The following is a 16,133-nucleotide window of genomic DNA, read 5'->3' as shown; positions in this document are numbered from 1 at the left end:
TAAAAAAGGCGCTTTCGCGCCCTTCTATATTAATTACCCTTCCTGATTTTCCCCGGCTACCGGTTCGGTTCCCGCGGCGGGTTCAATCTCAATACGATCCACCCGCTGCAAACCGCGGGGCAGCTTGGCGCCGCGGCGGCCGCGCTCGCCGCGGTAGTAGTCGAGATCCGAGGGTTTGAGGGTGAGCTTGCGCTTGCCGGCAAACAGGGTGACCGACTGGCCCTGCGGGATCACGGCGGCCATCACCACAAACTCCTCCCGCGCCTTGACCCGAGCCGACGGAATGCTGATCAGCTTGTTACCCTTGCCCTTGCCGAGTACCGGCAGGGTGTTGAGCGGGAACAGCAGCATGCGCCCCTCGTTGGAGATGGCCATGCAGAGATCGGTCTCTGGCGAGCCGATCTTCTGGGGTGCCATCACCTGACCCCCTTCCGGCACGGTGAGCAGCGCCTTGCCGTTCTTGTTCTTGCCGATCAGGTCGTCATAGGTGCAGACAAAACCGTAACCGGCGTCGCTGGCGATCAGGTAGGGCTCGCCTTCGTTGCCCATCACCAGATGACGCACCTCTTCCCCAGCCCCCAGCGCAAAGCGGCCGGTGAGCGGTTCGCCCTGACTGCGCGCGGATGGCAAGGTGTGAGATTCGAGAGCGTAAGTTCTTCCCAACGTGGAGAGGAACACTGCCTGCTGGTTGCTGCGGCCACAGGCGTGGGCCAGATAGCTGTCCCCCGCCTTGTAGGAGAGCCCCGCCACGTCCACGTCGTGGCCCTTGGCGGCGCGTACCCACCCCTTGTCGGAGAGGATGACGGTGACCGGTTCGCTGGGAATGAGCTCTTTCTCGGTCAGCGCCACGGCGGTGGCACGCTCCACCAGCGGGGTGCGGCGATCGTCGCCGTACTTCTCGGCATCGGCCAGCAGCTCTTTCTTGAGCAGGGTGTTGAGACGGCGCTCGGAGCCCAGGATCAGCTCCAGCTTGTCGCGCTCTTCGGCCAGTTCGTTCTGTTCGGCGCGCAGCTTGAACTCTTCGAGCTTGGCCAGATGGCGCAGTTTCAGCTCGAGGATTGCTTCGGCCTGGGTCTCGGTAATGTTGAAGCGCTCCACCATCACCTTGCCCGGCTCATCCTCGGTGCGGATGATCTCGATCACCTCGTCGATGTTGAGATAGGCGATCAGCAAGCCTTCGAGGATGTGCAGGCGAGCCAGCACCTTGTCGAGGCGGAATTGCAGACGGCGACGCACGGTCTCGCGGCGGAACCGAATCCACTCGCTGAGGATGGTCTTGAGGCACTTCACCTGCGGCCGGTTGTCGAGGCCGAGGATGTTGAGGTTGACCCGGTAGTTCTTCTCCAGATCCGTGGTGGCGAACAGGTGGGCCATCAGCCCCTCCACATCCACCCGGTTGGAGCGCGGCACGATCACCAGACGGGTCGGGTTCTCGTGGTCAGATTCATCGCGCAGGTCGGTGACCATCGGCAGCTTTTTCGCCACCATCTGGGCGGCGATCTGCTCCATGATCTTGGCGCCGGAGGCCTGATGGGGCAGCGCCGTGATGACGATATCGCCATCCTCCTCGCTCCAGACCGCCCGCTGCTTGATGGAGCCCTTGCCGGTCTCGTAGATTTTGCGGATATCGTCGCGCGGGGTGATGATCTCGGCATTGGTCGGGTAATCCGGCCCCTGAATGTGCTGCATCAACACATCGAGCCCCGCATTGGGGTTGTCGAGCAGCTCGGCACAGGCGTAAGCCACTTCCCGCGCGTTGTGGGGCGGAATGTCGGTCGCCATCCCCACCGCAATACCGGTCACCCCGTTGAGCAGGATGTGCGGCAGACGGGCAGGCAGCACCACCGGCTCCTTCATGGTGCCGTCGAAGTTCGGCGTCCACTCCACCGTGCCCTGACCCAGCTCGGAGAGCAGCAGCTCGGAGAAGCGCGACAGCCGCGCCTCGGTATAACGCATGGCGGCGAAGGATTTGGGATCATCCGGCGCACCCCAGTTGCCCTGACCGTCCACCAGCGGATAACGGTAGGAGAAGGGCTGGGCCATCAGCACCATGGCTTCATAACAGGCGCTGTCGCCGTGGGGGTGGTACTTACCCAGCACGTCACCCACGGTACGGGCAGACTTCTTGTGCTTGGAGAGCGCCGACAACCCCAGCTCGCTCATGGCGTAGATGATGCGCCGCTGCACCGGTTTGAGGCCGTCGCCGATATGCGGCAGGGCCCGATCCATGATGACGTACATGGAGTAGTTCAAGTAAGCCTGTTCGGTAAAGGTGCGCATTGGCTGGCGCTCTACCCCGTCCAGACTGAGCTCGATAGCATCACTCATGTGATTTTCTCTTTCGGTTCGGGAGCCACCACAAGGCGACTCCGGCTAAATGCTTGCCGGCCCCGACAGGGCCGGCCGACGGCTTAGATGATGGCGAGGTTGCCCTTCTCTTCGAGCCATTCGCGACGATCGCTCGCCCGCTTCTTGGCCAGCAGCATGTCCATCAGTTGCAGAGTCTCATCAGCCGCATCCCCTTCACTCTCCCCTGCCGGATCCATGGTGAGCTGCACCAGACGGCGGGTGTTGGGATCCATGGTGGTTTCCCGCAGCTGTTTCGGGTTCATCTCACCCAGGCCCTTGAATCGGGTCACCATCACCTTGCCCTTCTTCTTCTCGGCTTCGACCCGCTGCAGCACGCCGTTCTTCTCGTCTTCGTCGAGTGCGTAGTAGACCTCTTTACCGATATCGATCCGGTAGAGGGGCGGCATGGCGACATAGACGTGCCCCTTCTCCACCAGCGCGCGGAAGTGCTTCACGAACAGGGCGCAGAGCAGGGTGGCGATGTGCAGACCGTCCGAGTCCGCATCCGCGAGGATGCACACCTTGCCGTAGCGCAGACCGGAGAGGTCGTTGGAGTCGGGGTCGAGACCGATGGCCACCGAGATGTCGTGAACTTCTTGCGAGGCGAGCACCTGACCGGCCTCCACCTCCCAGGTGTTCAGGATCTTGCCGCGCAGCGGCATGATGGCCTGAAACTCGCGATCCCGCGCCTGCTTGGCACTGCCGCCCGCGGAGTCACCCTCCACCAGAAACAGCTCCCCCTGCATGGGGTCGGCGCAGTTACAGTCGGTCAACTTGCCGGGCAGGGCCGGGCCCTGGGTAATCTTCTTGCGCACCACCGTCTTGGCGGCGCGCATCCGGCGCTGGGCGCTGGAGATGCAGATCTCGGCGATCTGCTCCGCCAGCTCGGTGTTGCTGTTCAGATAGAGGCTGAAGGCATCCTTCACCACGCCGGAGACGAACGCCGAGCTCTGACGGGAGGAGAGGCGCTCCTTGGTCTGACCGGCGAACTGCGGATCCTGCATCTTGATGGAGAGGATGTAGGCGCAGCGATCCCAGATATCTTCCGGAGTCAGCTTGACCCCGCGCGGCAGCAGGTTGCGGAACTCGCAGAACTCGCGCATAGCGTCGAGCAGGCCCTGACGCAGGCCGTTGACGTGGGTGCCGCCCTGGGCGGTGGGAATGAGGTTCACATAGGATTCGGCGAGACATTCGCCCCCTTCCGGCAACCAGCAGAGCGCCCAGTCCACCGCCGACTGTTCGGAGCTAAAGGAGCCGATAAAGGGCTGCTCCGGCAGGCAGGTGAACTGCTTGACCGCATCGACCAGATAATCCTTGAGGCCATCTTCGTAGCACCACTCCAGCTTGATGCCGGTGTTCTTGTCGAGGAACTTGATGGTGAGGCCGGGGCAGAGCACGGCCTTGGCTTTGAGCAGGTGCTCCAGCTTGGTGACCGAGAACTTGGGCGAATCGAAGTAACTCGCCTGCGGCCAGAAACGCACCCGGGTGCCGGTGTTGCGACGGCCGCAGGTGCCGGTGATGGTCAGCTCCTGCACCTTCTCGCCACGCTCGAAGGCGATGTCGTAGACCTGACCGTCGCGACGTACCGTCACCTCGACCCGATCGGAGAGGGCGTTTACTACCGAAATACCCACCCCATGCAGACCGCCGGAGAACTGGTAGTTCTTGTTGGAGAACTTGCCACCCGCGTGCAGCTTGCAGAGGATCAGCTCCACCCCGCTGACCCCCTCTTCCGGGTGGATATCGACCGGCATGCCGCGGCCGTCGTCGATCACTTCGAGGGACTGGTCTTCATGCAGGATCACCTCCAGATTGCGGGCGTGACCTGCCAGCGCTTCATCGACGCTGTTGTCGATGACCTCCTGGCCGAGGTGGTTGGGCCGGGTGGTGTCGGTATACATGCCGGGGCGGCGACGCACCGGTTCAAGGCCATTGAGGACCTCAATGGCATCCGCATTGTATTGAGTAGACATGGAGGGCCTTGCGAATTGACGTTTGGGGAGAATCTTACTCGTTGGGAGGGTATTGGACAAACTTGGCTGCGGGAAAGGGTGATCCGGAGGGGATTGCGCCCCCCCCAAGGCTATTTCAGCGCCCCTCGGCAGGGCCAGGCAGCGCCTGTTGCAGCTGGGAGAGCGAACTTTGCAGCCGCCACACCATGCCTGCCAGCTCTCGCGCCGTGCCATCGCCATGGTTGGCCAGCCCCTGACTGATCCGCTGCAGCTCGGCCAGCGTGCGGTCGAGGGAAGCGTGCTGCACCCCCTGCTCGGTGAGGATCCCCTTCAGGCTACGGATACAGTTGTCACGCACCAGATAGAGAGGATGCTCGTCACCGCGCCACTGGCGCAGCTGCCAGACGATATGGCTGCAGTTGAGCAGCACCACGCCCCAGCGCAATACCCACATACGGGCGGTCTGCTCCTGACTCTGACCGAGCTGGCTGATGCAGTGGTAGATCAGCGACTCGAACTGGCTCTCGCTCTGGCGCGGGGCCGGCTCCAGCTGATCCATGAAGTGGCGGCGCAGGGAGCGGATAATGCGGCGGCTCTTGCGCCGATCCGAGCTGGGTCGCAACAGCTGAAACGCCAGCGCGGCGCTCATCACCCCCATCATCTGGGCGAGGCTGCTGTTGATGAACTGCTGATAGTCGTAGCTGGGCGGATTGGTGATGGCGAGAAACGAGCCGAGCAGCACGATCATCTGGCCCCAGAGGCCCGCCTGCCGCACCTGCTGCTGTTTGCAGAGCTGCATGGAGAGCAGCGCCGGAAAGAGCAAGAGGCAGAAGACCCAGAAATCGTCGATGCGGATCATCAGGCCAAACTTGACCGCAAAGCAGATGAGGCTGAGCAGCAGGATCGCCCTGAGCATGGTGTTGGCCCCCTGAGCCGGCGCCGGGGTCGCCGAGTAGAGCACGCAGCAGATGGAGAGCATGGTGAGCGCCGAGCTGCCCGCATCCCACTGACTGTTGATCCAGAAAGTGCAGCCGAGCAGCACGCAGAGGAAGGTGCGCCCGCCGTTGTAGGCGGCCTCCAGCGTGTCGGTATGGCTGGTGAGGGAGGTGTGACGGGGCGGCGCCGGCCACTCCTGATCGTCGTAGCGGGTCAACCGGTCGAGCCAGCGCTGACACTCCAGATAGCTCCAGCAGAAATGGCGCAGCCGCAGCAAAAAGGTGCGCAGCCGGTAATCATGCTCGCTGGTCGGCATCAGGGGAGCCAGCAACCTCGCAACCCGATACTTGTCGCACTCCGGCTTGCCAAGCTCGGCCAGCAGGGTGGCGAGCAGCGCCTGAATGCCTTCCGGTTGTTCCGGCCAGTTGTGCAGCATGCGGCGCTGGCTGGAGATAAGGCTGATGAGCCGCAGCTGGCGATGGAGCAGGAAGTTGAGCAGCCGGTTCTGGCGCCGCAACCGATGATGGCTCCAGACCGCCTGTATGCGCAGCACGTTCATGGTGAGGATCTGGCCGATCAGCCCTTCGTGGGAACTGCGCACCTCGGGCGTCATCTCCCCCAGCCAGAGCAGCTGGGCATGTTCCAGCAGGCGGGTCTGGCTCTTGCGCAGGGAGTCCAGCAGGGTTTCGCTATCCGAGGTGCTGGGCAGGATCATCATCATCAGACCGCCGCAGAGGATACCGATGATCACCTCGCTCACCCGCGCCTGGGCAATATCGAAGATATGGTGGGGATCCGCCACATTGACGCAGGAGAAGGCGATGATGGCGGCAGTGTAACCGCCGAGGGCGAAGGCGTAGGAGACGTTGTTCTGATAGTGGTTGGAGATGTAGGTGCACAAGCCCAGCCAGAGGGCGATGAGGAAGCTGAACAGCCAGGGATCGCTGATGCCAAGACCGGTGATCACCACCGCCGCCATCGCCCCCATCAGGCTGCCAACCACCCGCCCCAGACTCTTGCTGATCACCCCGCCCACAGTGGGAAAACTCACCACGGCGGCCGAACTCATCGCCCAGTAGGGGGAGTCGAGCTGCAGCACGAAGGCCAGCCAGAGCGACAGGCACATGGCCAGCGCGTTGTGCAGGGCATAACGCCACTGCCCCCCTGTCGCCTTCCCCCAGGGGGTACGCAGCCAGAATGACTCGCTCACCCTACTCGCCAATGGTGATGGTGCAGGTGGTGCCGGCGATCAGCGTCACGTCCGCCGGCACATCCAGCAGCTTGATCCGCACCGGCACCCGCTGGGCCAGCCGCACCCAGGGCACGTTGGGTTTGACGTCGATCAGCAGACCGTTGCCGCCATCGACGCTCTGATCGTGGATGGCGCGCCCTATGCTCTCCACCTCGCCGCGCAACCGCTGTTCCCCGCTGTAGAGCACCACTTCGGCCGGTTTGCCCGGCGCTATGTGGCCAAGCTTGGTCTCTTCAAAATAACCCTGCACATAGAAGGAGTGAGTATCCACCAGCGCCACCAGCGGCACGCCGGCACTGGCATAGTTGCCGACCCGGGTCTGCAGGTTGGTGATGTAGCCATCGCTCGCGGCATGCACCCGGGTCTTGGCCAGCGACCACTCCGCCTTCTCCAGATTGGCCTGTGCCACCTGATAGGCCGCCTGCATCGCCTGGGCATTGAGGCGCGCCTCATCCATCGTCTCGGCGGAGATGACGCTGCGCGACAGGCCGCTGCGGCGGTTCGCCTCGTGTTCCGCCTTGTCGAGATCCGATTTCGCCTTGGCCAGCGCCGCCCGGGCATTATCTAGGGCGATCCGGTAGGGCTCGGGGTCGAGCGTAAAGATCTCCTCCCCCGCCTTCACCAGCTGGTTGTCCTTCACCGCGATCTTGATGATCTTGCCCGACACCTCGGGGGTAATGCTGACCAGCTCGGCGCGCACCTTGCCATCCCGGGTCCAGGGCCCCTGCATGTAGTAGTTCCACAGCCACCAGCCCGCCGCCAGCGCCAGCGCGCAGACCAGCAGGGTAGAGAAGTATTTGAGGGTCGCGAGAGGTGATTTAGCCATGTAACAGCATCCATAAAGCGCCGCTGACGGCGAGGATAAAGAGAGAGAGATCCATCAACATGGGGTGCCAGACATCCCCGCCATAGAGCCAGTCACGCAGCAGATGGTGCACCGGCAGCCAGCAGAGCAGGCCGAGCAGCACCGCCTTGAACAGCGGCGGAAAGTAGAGAGAGGCGCCCAGTACCAGATCCGGCAGCGCAGAAGGAGTTGTCACAAACGTGCTCCCTGTTGGCAGTGAAGTTCAGAAGAGTTCGGCCATTCCCTGCCCCGGGCGAGGCAAAGTAAACAGGCCGCTAAAGATTAACACTGCCCCGCAGGGTGCAACAGGAACATATGAGCCCCTTTTGTTCAGACCTGTCGATCCGCTGGATGATGCACGCCATCGCGCGTCGGCACCGCCCCCAGCTCGAACGGGTTGACCCCTTCGAGACAAGCGAGGTTGTAGCCATACTCGGCCGGGTTGGAGCGGCGCTGATGGTGGGTATAGATGCCGCAGATACTGCAGAAGTAGTGTTTGGCGGTGCGGGTATTGAACTGGTAGCAGCGCAGCACCTCCTCCCCTTGCAGAATGCGGATGCCGGACAGCGGCACCGAGGCGACGATAGCGCCCCGACGTCGGCATAACGAGCAGTCACAGCGGCGCGGATCAACCACCCCATCCGGCAGGGTCAGCTCCAGCACCACGGCGCCGCAGTGGCAGCTGGCCTTGTGTTTCTCTTGAATCGGGGTATTGCCGATGCGCTTGATCATCCAGCCTCCTTGCAGACGGGTTCACTTCCTCAGATGTCAATCAAACAGGGTATCGCGCCGCCCCTGCTGCAAGTGCTCATGGAGGGTGCGCAACTGGGAGGCCACCACCCGATGGCGGGAGAGCGGGGGCAAGTCGTCGATGGGGAAGTAACCCGCCCCTTTGGTTTCATCGGTTTCGCCCAGCAGCTGGCCGCCGGCCACCTCGCACAGAAAGAAAGCCTTGTGGGCGTGAGGCAGCTGGGGCGGATGAGGATGTTTTAGCTTGTCGAACAGGGCCAGCAGTTGCACCGCACGGCACTCAAGGCCGGTCTCCTCCACCACTTCACGCACCACGGCATCCGCCGGCGAGTCACCGATATCGCACCAGCCACCGGGCAGAGTCCAGCAGTCGTCGCTGCGCTCCTGTACCAGCAGGATATGGCCCGCATCGTTCTGAATGAAGGCCCGCACATCGAGCTTGGGGGTGGGATAACCACTGTCGAGGGCAATCCAGTCGCTGATGGCTTCCGGCGCCAGCTCGCCCTGGCTGGCGATAAGGGCCACGGTGGCCGCTCGCAGCGCCTCGAAACGGCCGATATCGAAGGGGTCTTTGGAGTAGGTGAGGCCCGCTTGCGCCGTGACCAGTACCTGTTCCAGAAAGGCGGCCAACGGCGGTTGCATGATTAAAGCCCGAGGAAACGGATGATCTGGGCGGGGTAGCGCTCGAACGCCACGAAGGCGTGGTCGCCGCCGCACTCCAGCGAGAGGCGGGCAAAGCGGTATTCGTCCAGCGCCTTACGGTAGTCGAGCACCTCATCCCCCTGCTGTTGCAGCACCCAGAGTCGCTCCGGCGCCGTCACCGGTACCGCCAGTGCCCGCAGCTCGTCCATATGTTGAGGCAGCAGTTCGTACTGCTCACCCGTATAGGGATTGGTCTGGGGGCCAAGGTAGTCGCAAAGCAGCTCGTGCGGGCGCACCGCCGGATTGATCAGCGCCGCGCGGCAGCCGTACTGCTCGCTGACCCGGGTCGCCATAAAGCCGCCGAGGGAGCTACCCACGGCGCCGAGCTTGTAGTCACTACCATAACGACGCTGCAGATCAGCAATGGTCTGCTCGATAGCCGCCCAGGCCGTCGCTGGCGTATTGGGCTGGGCCGGAATGATCACCTCGATGTCGGGCCGGTTGGCGGCCACCCAGGCAGCCATCTGCTGCGCCTTGGCGGAGCCCGGTGAGGAGTTGAAACCGTGCAGATAAAGGAGAACCGACTTCATGCAATGCTCTCCTCAATAACCGGTGGCGTTGGGGTCGGGCACAAACTGTCCCACCGGCAGGCGCCACACCTCGCTGGCCACCCGCCCATCCGGATAGAGGGTGAGATAGCGCCAGCCCGGGCCGGATTCATCCAGCGCAAAGCCATCAGAGAGAGGTTTGAACTGGATGCAGGTCGATGGGCTGGCAATCAGCCGCACCCCGCGGTGCACCTCGTCAAACTCCTGATGGACGTGGCCAAACAGGATGGTCTTCTGCTGCGGATGACGGGCCAGTACAGCGAACAGGTCATCGGCATTCTTGAGATTGTGTTGATCCAGCCAGGCACAGCCCACCGGCACTGCCTGATGGTGCAGGGTGATAAGAGCGTGGCGATCAGGATATTGACACAGGGCACGGTCGAGGGCGGCCAGCTGGTGATCGCCAATCATGCCGTGGGGTTTGCCGCGCACCTGGGTGTCGAGCAGGATCACCTGCCAGTGGTCGCCCACCAGCTGTTTGGATTCACTGATCCCGGCGGCATGGAGATATTCGGTCATCAGCGGGCTGTCATCGTGATTACCCGGCAGCCAGTAGATGGGGCGGCCCAGGGGCGCCATCATGGAGGCGAAACGCTGATAGGATTCCGGGCTGTGATCCTGCGACAGATCGCCGGTCGCCAGAATCACCTCGTAGGGGTGTTCATTGGCCTGCACCTGTTCCAGCACGGCGGCCAGACTCTCTGCGGTGCGCACAGCCAACAGCCGCCCTTCGGCACTCGCGAAGAGGTGGGTGTCGGTAATTTGCAACAGGCGCACACTGCCGTCCTGCGCCTGGGGGAGCTCTGTTTCCAAAATCACGCTTCTTTTTATTTGTTCAACTGGAGATATTGATCGGGCTGGTACCATGTCTGAGACAAAATTTTAGCCATTCGGCCAGAAACAGATTTACCTGCTCCTTTTCGTCCCGCTGGTGCATCTTTTTATTGGGATAATCATAACGTGGTTGCAAACGGGAAATCTGTTGCGCTGCACACACTTCCGCCATCCGCACATCATGATACAAACGAATCTCTATCTGAGCTTGTAAATATTCGGGCAATTCGGGGTTGTGCTGGCTCAGGATCACCTGATTGGTGAAGCGACTCTCGCCAATGATGGTGAGCTGGAACTGCAGATCGTTGCCGACCCGATAGCGGCGCTCGGCGCCGACTTCCCCATCTGGCGGCAGCAGTTTCATCAACGCCATGTAATTGACCTCGCAGGTACGCTGCAAGGACATCAGATCAGGCACATAGCGCCTGCTCTGTTGCAGGGTCAGCGCCACCTCAGCGATCCGCCAGCCAGCGGGCGCGCAGCTCGCCGTGGTTGAGGGCCAGCCACTGCAGGGCAATGACCGAGGCCGCATTGTCGATGCGTCCCTCTTTGAGCCAGGCGTAGGCCTGTTCGCGGCTCACCACGTGCACCCGGATATCCTCGCCTTCATCAGCCAGACCGTGCAGCCCCTCGGCCTTGCTGGCATCCACCTCGCCCACAAAGACCTCGATCCGCTCGGTGCTGCCGCCCGGGCTCACCAGATAGCTGATGGCATGCTCGCAGCGGGCAACCTCGATCCCGGCCTCTTCTACCGCTTCGCGACGCACCACCGCCTCGGCGGTCTCCCCTTCGTCGATGATGCCGGCCACCAGCTCCAGCAGCCAGGGGGTCGGGCTGGTCTCCATGGCGCCGATACGGAACTGCTCCACCAGCACGATCTGGTCGCGTACCGGATCATAGGGCAGCAGCGCGGCAGCATGGCCCCGCTCGAACAGCTCGCGCACGATGGGCTGGTTCCAGCCGCCCGCAAATAACCGATGCTGCAGACGATAGACATTCACCTTGAAGAAGCCGTTATATCCAGCTGATTTTTCAATGATTTTCACATCATCGGCGGCGTAATGCCGATCTTGCGGCAAGGGTTGCTGCGACATCCGGGGCTCCCGTCAGCTTGACTTGTATCAGTTTGACCATAAAATCCGAGGAACATGAATGAACGTTCATTCACTCGGCGTGCCATGGTAATGAGGGGTGGATTTTAGCAGCCACAGACCATTTGGCTAGGCGCGCGGGGAGAAAACTGCGTCCGGTTCTTGACGTTCCCGTCACCGGACCTGAGACTCTTAGCATTAAATTTTGCTTATAGTAGAGTGATTAAGCTGCAATCAAGCTTGGTCGGTGACAATATTTGCCTCTCCAGCAACCAGTTTGGGTTACTACATAAGGTTAAAACGATCTATGAAAAGAACACTTTTGTCAGTCATGGTGTTGCTGGGCGTCAGTGCCGGTGCCCACGCCGAAAACCTGCTCGATATCTATCAACAAGCCCAGCTGAAAGACCCGCAGTTGCTGCAGTCCAAAGCCGTTCGCGACCAAGCCTTCGAGAAGATCAACGAATCCCGAGCCCCTCTGCTGCCCCAGATCGATCTGGGTGCCGGGCTCAATTATCTGCAAAACAAGAACGACACCCAGAGCAATACCAACGCCAAGGGTGAGGTGACGCTGTCGCAATCCCTCTATCGTCGCAGTAACTGGGTCAATCTGGATATCAGCGAGAAGCAGGCCACCCAGTCTGATGTCGCCTACAACCTCGAAATCCAGAACCTGATGGTGCGCACCGCCAAAGCCTACTTTGATGTGCTCAAGGCGATGGATACCCTGGAGTTCGTCCGTGCCAACAAGGTTGCGGTAGAGCGTCAGCTGGAGCAAACCCAGCAGCGTTTCGAAGTGGGCCTGACCGCCATCACCGACGTCCATGAAGCTGAAGCCTCCCGCGACCAGGCGCTGGCTGACGAGATCAATGCCGAAAACTCGCTGGACAACAGCTACGAGACCCTGCGCGAGCTGACCGGTATCGATCACCGCAATCTGGACGTGCTGAACACCGCTCGTTTCAGCCCGCAGAAGACCGCCTTCGGCTCCGACAAGTGGCTGGAGCTGGCGCTGGACAAGAACCTGCAACTGCACAGTGCCCGCATCAGCAAGGACATTGCCAAGGAGCAGATCGATCTGGCCAAAACCGGCCATGAGCCGACGCTGGATCTGGGGGCCGGACTGCAAACCAGCAATACCGATTACAAGCTGGATAGTATTCAGAGCGGCGGCAATGACAATCAGGCCAATATCGGTCTGACCTTCAAACTGCCCATCTACAGTGGTGGCGCCACCAGCTCCAAGGTAAAACAGGCTCAATACAACTACGTTGCGGCCAGTGAACTGCTGGAGAAGAACTTCCGCTCGGTGCAGAGCACAGTGCGCTCCTCCTACAACAACGTGAACGCCAGCATCGGCTCGGTACGTGCCTACAGCCAGTCTGTGGTCTCCGCCGACAGCGCCCTGAAGGCAACCGAAGCCGGTTACGAAGTGGGTACCCGTACCATCGTCGACGTGCTGGACTCTACTCGCAAGCTGTACGAGGCCAAGCAGAAGCTCTCCGAAGCCCGTTACAACTACATTCTCAATATCCTGAGCCTGAAACAGGCTGCCGGTATTCTGGAAGCGCAGGATCTGGTGGAAGTGAACCAGGGTCTGATGCCTGCCACGGCAAAAGCCAAAGGCTGATAGCCGCTATCGGACATGAAAAAGGCGACCGCAAGGTCGCCTTTTTGTTATCCGTATTTCTGCCGGTTTGCTACCACCGATAGTGAGCCCCGCCAGATTGCGGGGCTAGCAGAACGTTAGCCGCGCTCGCGGATCGTCTTGATGATGTCGGTGGTGGAGCAGCCATCCTCGAAGTTGAGGACGCGCACCTCGCCACCATTGGCGGTCACCTCGGCGTAACCGGCGATATCTTCCGGCTTGTAGTCACCGCCCTTGACCAGCAGATCCGGCAGGATCTCGGCGATCAGGCGCTGCGGGGTATCCTCGGAGAAGGGCACCACCCAGTCCACCGCGCCCAGCGCAGCCAGTACGGCCATGCGGCGCTCAGTCGGGTTGACCGGACGACCCGGCCCTTTCAGGCGACGAACCGACTCGTCGGTGTTGACCGCCACGATCAGGCGATCCCCCAGCTTGCAGGCGTTGGCCAGATAGGAGACATGGCCGGCGTGCAGGATGTCGAAGCAACCGTTGGTCATCACCACCTTCTCGCCGCGCAGACGGGCGGCACGAACCGCCACTTTCAGTTGGGCTTCGGACATGACGCCGAAGCCGGTCTCCTGCTCGGTGTAGAGGGCGTTGGCCAGCTCGACCGGACTGACGGTAGAGGTACCCAGCTTGCCGACCACGATACCGGCTGCGGTATTGGCCAGCGCACAGGCTTCGTCCAGGCTCTTGCCTGCCGCCAGCGAGGTGGCGAGGGTCGAGATGACGGTATCACCGGCACCGGTCACATCATAAACCTCGTGGGCCTGAGCTGGCAGATGCAGCTCTGGCTGACCTTCGCGGATCAGGGTCATGCCGTTCTCGGAACGGGTGACCAGCAGGGCATCCAGCTCGAAACGCTTGACCAGATCCAACCCCTTGGCGACCAGCTCCTCTTCGCTCTTCACCTTGCCTACCACAGCCTCGAACTCGGACATGTTGGGGGTCAGCAAGGTAGCGCCGCGGTACTTCTCGAAGTCGGTCCCCTTGGGGTCGACCAACACCGGAATACCGGCGGCACGGGCGCGCTGGATCATGCCGGGCACGTCGTTGAGAGCACCCTTGCCGTAGTCGGAAAGGATCATCACGTCACTATTCGGCAGCGCCTGCTCCACCTTGCTCATCAGCAGGGTGGCATCGACGGAGTGGAAGGGCTCTTCAAAGTCCAGACGCAGCAGCTGCTGGTTGCGGGACAGCACCCGCAGCTTGGTGATAGTCGGGAAGTCGGCCAGACGAACGAAATCACAGGCCACCTTGACGCCAGCCATCTGACCGGCCAGGGCATCGGCCGCTTCATCCTGACCGGTCAGGCCAAGCAGCACGGCGTGAGCGCCAAGGGCGGCGGAGTTGAGGGCCACGTTGGCCGCGCCACCGGGACGCTCCTCAATGTGTTCAACCTTGACCACGGGCACCGGCGCCTCGGGGGAGATCCGACCGGTAGGGCCATGCCAGTAACGGTCCAACATGACATCGCCAACGACCAGAACGCGGGCTTTTTCAAAATCGGGCAGGGTGATCTTCATCTGTATCGACTCTCAAAACCTGAAAAATCAGCGGGGGATTTTATCACACTCTTTTATCCGGTGTAGAAAAAGCCGACCGCAGTTGCCGCCGCTGTCACGCTAACCGGACGCAGGCTACCCCTCTGACCAGCACACAGCCATTCGCCCCCGCCCCCCCTTTTCGGCTAGAATCCCCCGATTGTGTTTGCGAACAAGAGATTAGCCATGGCCCACGACAACGCTCCCCGCCTCGAGCCCCGCCTGTTTCATCCCCGTTACTGGGCCAGCTGGTTCGGCCTCGGCCTGCTCTGGCTGCTGACCCTGCTGCCGTGGCGCAGCCAGATGTGGCTGGGCCGTCAGCTCGGTCGCCTCGCCGCCAGGATATTGAAGTCCCGGGTCAAGATTGCCCGTCGCAATCTGGAGCTGGCCATGCCCGAGCTAACCCGGGATGAGCGGGAGAAACTGCTTAAGGCAAACTTCGAGAGCGTGGGCTGCGCCGTGTTCGAGGTGGGGATCGCCTGGTTCTGGCCAGACTGGCGGATGCGCAACCTGATGAAAGTGGAAGGGGAAGAGCATGTCATCGCTGCCATGGAAAAAGGTCAGGGCATGCTGCTGCTCTCCTGCCACTTCCTAACGCTGGAACTCAACGCCCGCTGTTTCGGGCTGGTGCGCCCCGGGGTCGGCGTCTATCGCCCCAACACCAACCCGGTGCTGGAGTATGCCCAGTACCACGGTCGCTGCGCCTCCAACAAATATCTGGTGGACCGGATGGATGTGAAGGGGATGATCAAGGCGCTGCGCAACGGCGACGCCCTCTGGTATGCACCGGATCACGACTACGGCAGCCACGCCAGCGTGTTCGTGCCCTACTTCGCGGTAGAGCAGGCGGCCACCATCACCGGCACCGCCACCCTGGCTCGGGTTAAAAACACCGTAACCCTGCCCTGCTACAACATCCGTACCAGCGAGGGTTACACCCTGCATATCGGGGCGCCGCTCGCCGACTACCCGAGCGGAGATGACATGATTGATGCCGCCCGCGCCAACCGCGAGATTGAAGCTGCGGTGCGCAAGGCGCCGGAGCAGTACATGTGGCTCCATCGCCGCTTCAAGACCCGCCCCTCTCCCGAGAATGCCGGCTTCTACTGAGCCGCAGCCTCAACAGGGGCCAGATCGCAAAAACTGACAAACCGCCTGCTGGCGGTTTGTTTTTATCTGCAATCTGGCCTGCGCGGCAAACAAGCGCCCCGAACATCTGCCGCTCGATAGCATCCTGCATGTTGGCGCCCATTCCCATCAATCAGCCGCAAAAGAGCCCTCATCACCGACCGTAAAAACTGAAAGCGGGTTACAAATTTATTGATTCATTGGTAAGCAATGGAGTATTTCGATAGATCCATCGCCACTACCCACTGATGAGTAATTGAGTGATTTGTCCCATTCGAATACAAAAACTGAATTTGTGATGTGAATCACCTTTACACGAAGGAGCGGCAAAGCTGAAGTGGTGACCTAAATCACAAAAAATGGTCATTCAAAACAGAAAAGATCGAAATGTAGCCGAATTACAGCTCTCGAACGTGATCAGGATCACTGGTTTGGGAGGGGGTATCGCTGGGTATCTGAGAGCTAGCTCACAAGACACCCCGTTTTCAGCCTAATTTGATATCAAGCTGGTAGATTGAAGTTGCTTAGACGACCGGGATGGCGGTTCGGCAAAAC

General features: G+C 61.3%; 14 protein-coding genes. 2 read left to right on the top strand and 12 right to left on the bottom strand.

Translation table 11 applies throughout. The features are described from left to right. Positions 1–33: 33 nt before the first annotated feature. From parC to nudF, 11 genes are all read right to left on the bottom strand, one after another. Positions 34–2,328: a DNA topoisomerase IV subunit A gene (parC, locus tag G5195_RS10335; RefSeq protein WP_421236105.1), complete on the bottom strand. Its 2,295-nt coding sequence runs from the start codon at positions 2,326–2,328 to the stop codon at positions 34–36. Between the two features lie 83 nt (positions 2,329–2,411). Then, the gene (parE, locus tag G5195_RS10330; protein WP_213387748.1) at positions 2,412–4,322 is read right to left on the bottom strand and encodes a DNA topoisomerase IV subunit B; all 1,911 of its coding nucleotides are present in this window, start codon (positions 4,320–4,322) and stop codon (positions 2,412–2,414) included. Between the two features lie 115 nt (positions 4,323–4,437). Beyond that, positions 4,438–6,447 carry an FUSC family protein gene (locus G5195_RS10325; RefSeq protein ID WP_421236104.1) on the bottom strand — a complete coding sequence of 670 codons (2,010 nt, stop codon included), beginning with the start codon at positions 6,445–6,447 and terminating at the stop codon, positions 4,438–4,440. Between the two features lies 1 nt (position 6,448). Next, entirely contained in the window at positions 6,449–7,315 is an 867-nt protein-coding gene (locus G5195_RS10320) for an HlyD family secretion protein (protein WP_005343109.1), read from the bottom strand. Beyond that, the gene (locus G5195_RS10315; RefSeq protein WP_421236120.1) at positions 7,308–7,550 is read right to left on the bottom strand and encodes a DUF1656 domain-containing protein; all 243 of its coding nucleotides are present in this window, start codon (positions 7,548–7,550) and stop codon (positions 7,308–7,310) included. The genes G5195_RS10320 and G5195_RS10315 overlap by 8 nt, the downstream gene beginning before the upstream one ends. Positions 7,551–7,663: 113 nt before the next feature. Next, entirely contained in the window at positions 7,664–8,065 is a 402-nt protein-coding gene (locus tag G5195_RS10310; protein WP_421209320.1) for a GFA family protein, read from the bottom strand. Positions 8,066–8,101: 36 nt separating this feature from the next. Then, entirely contained in the window at positions 8,102–8,725 is a 624-nt protein-coding gene (locus G5195_RS10305) for an NUDIX hydrolase (protein ID WP_421209318.1), read from the bottom strand. A 2-nt stretch (positions 8,726–8,727) separates the two neighbouring features. Next, entirely contained in the window at positions 8,728–9,315 is a 588-nt protein-coding gene (locus G5195_RS10300) for a YqiA/YcfP family alpha/beta fold hydrolase (protein ID WP_421236103.1), read from the bottom strand. Positions 9,316–9,327: 12 nt separating this feature from the next. After that, complete coding sequence (gene cpdA, locus G5195_RS10295; RefSeq protein WP_421236102.1) at positions 9,328–10,146, bottom strand: 3',5'-cyclic-AMP phosphodiesterase; 819 nt, start codon at positions 10,144–10,146, stop codon at positions 9,328–9,330. A 22-nt stretch (positions 10,147–10,168) separates the two neighbouring features. Further along, complete coding sequence (locus G5195_RS10290; RefSeq protein WP_202411252.1) at positions 10,169–10,573, bottom strand: DUF1249 domain-containing protein; 405 nt, start codon at positions 10,571–10,573, stop codon at positions 10,169–10,171. Positions 10,574–10,619: 46 nt separating this feature from the next. Next, complete coding sequence (nudF, locus tag G5195_RS10285) at positions 10,620–11,261, bottom strand: ADP-ribose diphosphatase (RefSeq protein ID WP_005335901.1); 642 nt, start codon at positions 11,259–11,261, stop codon at positions 10,620–10,622. 304 nt (positions 11,262–11,565) lie between these two features. Between nudF and tolC the strand changes: the two genes are divergently transcribed. Then, on the top strand, positions 11,566–12,888 hold the full coding sequence (gene tolC, locus G5195_RS10280) for an outer membrane channel protein TolC (protein ID WP_268011671.1): 1,323 nt from the start codon (positions 11,566–11,568) through the stop codon (positions 12,886–12,888). 116 nt (positions 12,889–13,004) lie between these two features. Here the strand turns inward: tolC and hldE are convergent, their stop codons facing one another. After that, a complete protein-coding gene (hldE, locus tag G5195_RS10275) occupies positions 13,005–14,432 on the bottom strand; it encodes a bifunctional D-glycero-beta-D-manno-heptose-7-phosphate kinase/D-glycero-beta-D-manno-heptose 1-phosphate adenylyltransferase HldE (protein ID WP_421236101.1) in 1,428 nt (475 codons plus the stop codon). 204 nt (positions 14,433–14,636) lie between these two features. On the opposite strand from hldE, the gene lpxL reads away from it, so the two are divergent. Then, positions 14,637–15,560, top strand: a complete 924-nt coding sequence (lpxL, locus tag G5195_RS10270) for an LpxL/LpxP family Kdo(2)-lipid IV(A) lauroyl/palmitoleoyl acyltransferase (RefSeq protein ID WP_216979539.1) — start codon at positions 14,637–14,639, stop codon at positions 15,558–15,560. Positions 15,561–16,133 lie beyond the last annotated feature (573 nt).

It is taken from the genome of Aeromonas sp. 601039, assembly GCF_049174415.1.
Taxonomy (GTDB): domain Bacteria; phylum Pseudomonadota; class Gammaproteobacteria; order Enterobacterales; family Aeromonadaceae; genus Aeromonas; species Aeromonas veronii_A.
This window is presented reverse-complemented; position numbering and strand designations above follow the sequence as displayed.

What these genes read in the sequence shown, in the direction of transcription:
- parC (WP_421236105.1), bottom strand. Translation starts at nt 2,328, where the DNA reads ATGAGTGATGCTATCGAGCTCAGTCTGGACGGGGTAGAGCGCCAGCCA.
- parE (WP_213387748.1), bottom strand. Translation starts at nt 4,322, where the DNA reads ATGTCTACTCAATACAATGCGGATGCCATTGAGGTCCTCAATGGCCTT.
- G5195_RS10320 (WP_005343109.1), bottom strand. Translation starts at nt 7,315, where the DNA reads ATGGCTAAATCACCTCTCGCGACCCTCAAATACTTCTCTACCCTGCTG.
- G5195_RS10310 (WP_421209320.1), bottom strand. Translation starts at nt 8,065, where the DNA reads ATGATCAAGCGCATCGGCAATACCCCGATTCAAGAGAAACACAAGGCC.
- G5195_RS10305 (WP_421209318.1), bottom strand. Translation starts at nt 8,725, where the DNA reads ATGCAACCGCCGTTGGCCGCCTTTCTGGAACAGGTACTGGTCACGGCG.
- G5195_RS10300 (WP_421236103.1), bottom strand. Translation starts at nt 9,315, where the DNA reads ATGAAGTCGGTTCTCCTTTATCTGCACGGTTTCAACTCCTCACCGGGC.
- G5195_RS10290 (WP_202411252.1), bottom strand. Translation starts at nt 10,573, where the DNA reads ATGTCCTTGCAGCGTACCTGCGAGGTCAATTACATGGCGTTGATGAAA.
- nudF (WP_005335901.1), bottom strand. Translation starts at nt 11,261, where the DNA reads ATGTCGCAGCAACCCTTGCCGCAAGATCGGCATTACGCCGCCGATGAT.
- tolC (WP_268011671.1), top strand. Translation starts at nt 11,566, where the DNA reads ATGAAAAGAACACTTTTGTCAGTCATGGTGTTGCTGGGCGTCAGTGCC.
- hldE (WP_421236101.1), bottom strand. Translation starts at nt 14,432, where the DNA reads ATGAAGATCACCCTGCCCGATTTTGAAAAAGCCCGCGTTCTGGTCGTT.
- lpxL (WP_216979539.1), top strand. Translation starts at nt 14,637, where the DNA reads ATGGCCCACGACAACGCTCCCCGCCTCGAGCCCCGCCTGTTTCATCCC.